Source organism: Mycobacterium sp. (genome assembly GCF_019243155.1).
In the GTDB taxonomy this organism is placed as follows: domain Bacteria; phylum Actinomycetota; class Actinomycetes; order Mycobacteriales; family Mycobacteriaceae; genus Mycobacterium.
Window position 1 is genome coordinate 1 of sequence record NZ_JAFAUS010000298.1, and the last position, 6,121, is coordinate 6,121.

Below are 6,121 nucleotides of genomic sequence, written 5' to 3' on the forward strand. Positions count from 1 at the left end.
GACCCTGGGCAGGGCGGCCTCGGCTTCTTCCTTGCTGAAACCGGCGGCTTCGCCGAATCCGGTGTCCACCGGCCCGGGGCACAACGCGGTCGCGGTGACCCCGGTGCCGCGCAGCTCACCGCGCAGGCTGTGGGTGTAGGACAACACAAAGGCCTTGGCGGCACCGTACGCCGCCTGGCCCGGCAGCGGACCGAACGCGGCCACCGACGCCACGTTCAGCACGGCGCCGCGTTGGCGCTCCACCATTCCGGGCAGCATCCGGCTGCACAGATCGACCACCGCCGCCACGTCGACCTCGACGAGCTTGATTTCTTCCTCTGGAACCGATTCCGCGACAAGTCCGAGCGTCGAGAACCCGGCGTTGTTGATCAGGATGTCGGGCGTGAGGTCCAGCGCCGTGACCCGGTCGAGCAGGGCTGCCCGTTCCGAGGGGTCGGCCAGGTCCGCGGGCAGCGGGTGGGCTCGCGAACCCAATTGCGCGGCCAGTTCCTCGAGGCGCCCGACGCTGCGCGCGACAAGGACGACCTCATAGCCCCGCCGGGAGAGTATGCCCGCCAACTGTTCGCCGATGCCTGACGAGGCGCCGGTGACGATGGCCGCGCTGCCGTTTCCCGGTGGTGGAAGTGCCATGCGGTGACCGACCGCTACTTCTCGAGGTCTTGCGCGAGCATCGCGAGCTTGTCCATCGATTCGCGCAACATCTCGGGCGTCATGGAACGAGCTTTTTCGATGCGGGTCGGGTCGTTGAGCGCCGTCCAATCGTAGGTGTGGGTCACGGTGGTCAGCGTGGGGTTGATCTGGCTGACCTCCCAGCGCCACAGGTGACCGGGCGGCTGCTTCTTGGGTTCGGCTGGGCACCAAGCGATTTTGCTGCACTCGACGAATTCGACGACGTGGTTCTCCCGCACCGCACCGTTCGTCAGGGTCGTTTTGAACACGTCGCCGACTCCGTGGACGCGCTGGCCCGGAGCCGACGAGGCGAGGTTGTTGTTGCCGTCCCAACTCGGCTGAGAAGACGGGTCGGCGATCAGTTCGAAGATCCGGGCGGCGCTGGCCGAGATGACGCGGGTGGCGCTGACAATGCGTTCCTCATCCATGTCGCTATCCAAACACGTCGGTGTCACTTCGGCCCATGTGCCGCAGACAGCAACCGGGGTGCCGACGACGGGCCACGTCGCCGGCACCCCAGTCAGTGGAGCGGGTTGTCACATGTGTGGGAGCGCCTCGATCGGTCCGGACAGCGCCGCCCTGACGTACCGGGTGTCGTCGTCGGCCAGCACCTCGACGTCGCCGCGCTCGATGCCGTCGACGATCGCGCGTGCCACGTCGCGCGGATCGTTCTTGGGCGCGTCGAACCCGGTGGTCATGTCCGTGTCGGTGAAGCCGAGGTGAGCGCTCACCACCTGGGTGCCCTGCTTCTCGAGTTCCAGACGCAGCGAGTTCGTCGTCGACCACAGGGCCGCCTTGGAGTCGCCGTAGCCGCCGGAGCCGGGCATCCACGACAAGATCGACGCGATGTCGACCAGGGCCCCGCCACCGTTCTCGGCCAGGATCGGCGCGAACGCCTTCGCGACGCGAAGCGCGCCGAAGTAGTTCGTCTCGAACACGGCCCGCACCTCCTCGAGGTCGCTGCCGAGCAGACTCCGGGCGCCGAGGACGCCGGCGTTGTTGATGACGATGTTCGCGTCGGTTGCCGTGGCTGCCAGTGCGGCAACCGATTCCGGCTTGGTCACTTCCAACTCGAGACTTACGATCCGGGGATCTTCGCTGGGCTTGGGTGTCCGCGCCGTCGCGTACACCTTGGCCGCGCCCCGCTCCAGCAACTCCGCCACGATGGACCGCCCGAGACCGCGCTGCCCACCGGTAACCACGACCGTCGACCCCTTGATGTTGACCATGATTCGCGCTCCTTGACTTAGGTAAAATACTTTTGCTTCTGTCAAGCTAGTTGCCCGCTGCGACATAGTCAAGTATTCTTTACCTATGTCATCTGCATGGGCTGCGTCACAGCGGTACGGCCTCGCGCCCGCTCCGGATGGCCTGGCGTTGGTGCAGGACTTCCTCAACACCAGGGGCATCGAGGGATACGGGGCCGACCTGTTGGCCGACACCGCGAGCGCGGGCGAGTGGGCGGAAAACGCCGTGCGGGCCTGGTCGGCGAAGCGCGGGATGGATCTGCGGCCACCGGCCCTCGACGATGCCGACCTGGCCAAGCTGCGTGCCGTGCGGGCCACCATCTCGAGTCTGGTGGCCGGTCAGGCGCCGAGCGGGCTGGGCGCCGGCCCTGTTTCCGCTTCCTTCGCGCTATCCGATGCGGGCGAAGTGCGGCTGGATCCCAGCGGCAGCGGTTGGCGCTGGCTGGCCTCCGCGCTCTTCGGGGAGATCCTGCTCGGCCAGCACGCCGGCACCTGGCGACGCATCAAGCAATGCCACAACCATCACTGCGGGTCGACGTTCTACGACCGCTCCAAAAACAACAGCGGGGTCTGGCACGACGTCAAGACGTGCGGCAACGCTGCCAATCTGCGCGCCTCCCGGGCGCGCCGGCGCGCCGCGAACTCTTCGGCAGCGCCGGAGTAGACGCCGCTATCAGCAGCGTTCGGCGCCCCGGGTCATCAGCCGCGGGCCGGCGTCGGCCGGGCGGCGCGTGGTGTTGAGCACGACGTTCAGTGCGTCGAAGGCACGCGTCTTGATCGGGGTCATCACGTCGAGGTTGGTAGGGGCCTGGCGGATCCAGGACTGCAATGGGGACACAGTTTGATCCTTTGTTTTTTTCGGCGTGTGCGCCGACTCATTGAATTCCACCCTGAACGCTTTACGAGCACGCCGCGCCGCGGTAAAGGTCACGAAAAGGGCACTGTGGTCTACGACACCTCTGCATCACGGTTTATTCCACGTCACTGCCGAGCTTTGAACCGGCGCAAATAGCCAGCTAGACGGCGCACCGGAACCGCCTTCGGCCAATCGTCGGCCCGAAAATACGCGTCGGTACCGCCATCCACGAAGACGATGCTGCCGCAAAGGAAGTCAGCCGCATCCGACAACATGAAACACATCCAGTCGGCCATTTGCCCGGCATCGCCGAAGCCACCCAGTGGAACCGGGAACGACCGGACCGCCTTAGCCTGCCGGGGCGTCGACAGCTGTTCGGTCAGCAGCGGGGTCATGACGGCGCCCGGCGCCAGGGCGTTCAACCGGATGCCCGACCCCGCCCACTCCGGCAGCACAGCGGTTCGGCGCACCCAGCGACTGACCGCGATCTTCGAGGCCGCATACATTAGTGTCGGCGCGGCAGGGCCGAAGAGTCGCACCGACCGCAACGCCTTGTCCGCGTCGTGCGCAAGCAACGCCTTGACGGTCCGGCGCGGCACCGCGGGCACCGTCGTCGAGGAATTGCTGGCGATGACGACGACCTTGGCGCTTTCGGCGGCGGCCAGCGCGGGGCGCCAGGCGGTGAGCAGCTCGACGACTCCGAGGTAGTTGACCTGAGCGATCTGGCGCGGACGGTCCCGACCCGGGCTGGGACCAAGTCCGGCGGCCAGCACGGCACCGTCGAGTTTGTTCTCCGAAGCCGCGAGGACCCCGGCGGCGGCCTCCTCTCGTCCCCGCGGTGTCGACAAGTCGGCGACGATGTCGCCGCCCTGGATGTCCACGCCGATCACCCGGTGGCCGCCGTCGCGCAGGCGTTGCGCGGCCTCACGCCCCATCCCGGAAGCCAATCCGGTGATCGCATACGTGCTCATGTCAGGCGCTCGCGGCTTTCTCGACGTCCAGAAGTTGCTCGCCGCGCCTTTCCTCGTCGTAAGCCTTCCGGCCCCCGCGCAATCCGAACAGTCGCTTCGAGATCAGCAGGTAGATCACGGCGGCGACGTTGATGCCGAAGGTCACCGCGCGGGTCATGGTGATGCCCTTGGCCAGATCGTGGATCTCCAACGGCAGGAACACCGAAGTCGCGATCACGGCGAAATACTCACCCCAACGTTTGAGCAGCCATAGGCCGACGCCCTCGACCACCTCCACTAGGGCATAGCCGGCCAGCATCAGGGTCAACAGCGCCAGCGTGGATGGCTTGGCGGCCAGCGCCTTTTCCAGTTCGTGCACGACCGTCATCTGATCGAGCTTGAACCCCGCGGCGCGGAAAATTGGCAGGTCGCGATCGAGGGTGGCCTGGATGGAGCCCCGCGCACCGCGGAACTTCCACACCGCGTACGCGGCGAGCGCGATCACCACCGCCCGGAACAGCCGTTCCACCGCCAGGGCGCGGATGATGATCGCTTGACGTAAAGCCTTGCCGCGCATGATCATCGGCGCATCTTCGGCTGGGCCACGGCCGTGGGGTCCGCCGACGGTGAATTCACCGCACCGCAGGCAACGCCACACCTCGCCCAGCCCGGTGGTGCCGCTCAGCCGTTCGGCGAGGGACTTTTCATCCGGCGCATAGGTGACGTGACCTGCGACTGCACAGGTGACCAGCTCCCACCGATTGATGCCGCGATCTTTGCGCATGGCCCGATCATTGATTGCGGACGACGGGCCACGCAAGGGGGCGCGCTCAGAAGCGTGGCTTGGTACGCGGCCGCTTGGCGGTAGAGCTCGCGGCGCCGAGCAGCCCGGTGAGCTCGGCGACTGGAATCTCATCCAGGTGGGCGACTGCGGCGACGATGTCGGCGCGCAGCGCCTCGTCACAGAAGGGTTCGGCGAGCCAGCCGAATTTGCCCACAACGCGTTCCCACGACATCGGCCGGGTGGGCGACCCTTCGTAATCGGACTCCTCGCGCTCGAATTCCCTTCCATCGCAGGTTATTACACGCACCCGGATCGCGGTGCGCTCCGGGTAGCCCGCGGTCAGGTCTTCGGCCGGCCTGACGTCCACCCGCGCCAGCAGGTCCTGAACATCTCCGCGCAGCACCCGTTCGGTCTCCAACTGCTCGGGGCCGACTCCGCCGTCCAGCAGTGCCACCGCGGTCAGGTACTTCAGGTTGTAGTCGGCCTGCTCCTTGGTTTGCGGGTGATCCTTCTCGCCGTACGCTCCCCCACCGGCGAAGTCGTACGCGCCCTGAAATACCTCGAGAGTCACCCGCGCCACGTCGTCGCCGCGCAGACCGTTGTCGGTGCGAATCGCCAGGACCGCGTCGATGACGGCCTGGCCGTGGATCAGCGAGCAGTACTGCTTGAGGTAGGTCTGTTCGACGCAGTCGAGTCCCCGATCAGAGGTATGGAAATCGATTGGCTGATCGAAGAGTTGCACCAGGCCGTGTGGGCCTTCGAACAGCGACTTGGGCCCGGTGACGCCGCGTGCGGCCAGCATCGTCGTGTAGATGGCGCGCATGCCGGTGATCGCGGGCGAGATGCCCTTCCAGTTCGAGACCGGTTCGGCGTGTACCGCCGCGAGCGACACGTTGTCGGCCGCCGCGGCGGCGATAGCGCCGGCGGTTTGTTCGGCGCTCAGCCCGAGCAGCTTCGCCGATCCCGCGGCCACCGACATCGCCAGTTGCAGCGCATGATTGAGCCCGTGCGCCATGACGGGAACCGCCGCGCTGAACCGGCATTGGACCTCGTAGGCCACCGCCAGGGCCAGCAGGAAATCGGCTCCGCCGGCGCCGACGTGCTCCGCCACCGCCAGGATGGCTCCGAAGTTGTCGGCGGGATGGCACAACCCGCCCACCGTCAGGTAGGTGTCGAGCAGATCGGGATAGCGCACCAGCACCGTGTTGAAAAAAGCGGCCTGATCCACCGACGCGCGCCCGCCGCCGACCAGGGTAGCCGTCGGGACGCCGCTGAATTGGTCCGCCTGCGCACGGATCGTCGCGACGAGTTCGCCGTCCAAAGACCCGACGGCGCACGCGATGCTGTCGAGCACATTGCGTTTCAGCAATGCCCGCGACCGCCCGCTCAGGTCCGACTGTTCGGCGCCGACGACAAAGTCGGCGAGATCGTCCACAACGTACCTGTCTGCCATGCCTTTTCGCCCTCCGCGCGTCGTACCCACCACACAAGCGCGCCGAGCGGTCGCCGTCCAGGACCAATCTCTTACCAGTGCTCGAAAACGGTTCCTACCGCAGGCCAAACCCGGTGGCGAGGGCCTCGCGATGTGGGTCGTCCGACGGAGTCCACCACCGCC

General features: G+C 66.8%; 8 protein-coding genes. 1 reads left to right on the forward strand and 7 read right to left on the reverse strand.

The annotated features are described in order from the left end of the window. The 3 genes from JOZ00_RS14880 to JOZ00_RS14890 all read right to left on the reverse strand — a co-directional run. Positions 1 to 630, reverse strand: a 630-nt coding sequence (locus tag JOZ00_RS14880; RefSeq protein WP_293344777.1) for an SDR family NAD(P)-dependent oxidoreductase, incomplete at its 3' end; no start/stop codon positions are given. Between the two features lie 14 nt (positions 631 to 644). Beyond that, entirely contained in the window at positions 645 to 1,097 is a 453-nt protein-coding gene (locus JOZ00_RS14885) for an SRPBCC family protein (RefSeq protein WP_293344779.1), read from the reverse strand. 108 nt (positions 1,098 to 1,205) lie between these two features. Then, positions 1,206 to 1,898 (reverse strand): SDR family oxidoreductase, encoded by a 693-nt coding sequence (locus tag JOZ00_RS14890; protein WP_293344781.1) that lies wholly within the window; start codon positions 1,896 to 1,898, stop codon positions 1,206 to 1,208. Between the two features lie 148 nt (positions 1,899 to 2,046). Here JOZ00_RS14890 and JOZ00_RS14895 point away from each other — a divergent pair, with 148 nt between their 5' ends. Continuing rightward, the gene (locus JOZ00_RS14895; protein WP_366022326.1) at positions 2,047 to 2,580 is read left to right on the forward strand and encodes a CGNR zinc finger domain-containing protein; all 534 of its coding nucleotides are present in this window, start codon (positions 2,047 to 2,049) and stop codon (positions 2,578 to 2,580) included. Between the two features lie 9 nt (positions 2,581 to 2,589). Here the strand turns inward: JOZ00_RS14895 and JOZ00_RS14900 are convergent, their stop codons facing one another. The 4 genes from JOZ00_RS14900 to JOZ00_RS14915 form a co-directional block, all read right to left on the reverse strand. After that, positions 2,590 to 2,754 carry a hypothetical protein gene (locus JOZ00_RS14900; RefSeq protein WP_293344785.1) on the reverse strand — a complete coding sequence of 55 codons (165 nt, stop codon included), beginning with the start codon at positions 2,752 to 2,754 and terminating at the stop codon, positions 2,590 to 2,592. Between the two features lie 143 nt (positions 2,755 to 2,897). Further along, a complete protein-coding gene (locus JOZ00_RS14905; RefSeq protein ID WP_293344787.1) occupies positions 2,898 to 3,743 on the reverse strand; it encodes an SDR family oxidoreductase in 846 nt (281 codons plus the stop codon). A 1-nt stretch (position 3,744) separates the two neighbouring features. Next, entirely contained in the window at positions 3,745 to 4,506 is a 762-nt protein-coding gene (locus tag JOZ00_RS14910) for a DUF2127 domain-containing protein (RefSeq protein WP_293344789.1), read from the reverse strand. A 46-nt stretch (positions 4,507 to 4,552) separates the two neighbouring features. Further along, entirely contained in the window at positions 4,553 to 5,941 is a 1,389-nt protein-coding gene (locus JOZ00_RS14915; protein WP_366022328.1) for an MmgE/PrpD family protein, read from the reverse strand. Positions 5,942 to 6,121 lie beyond the last annotated feature (180 nt).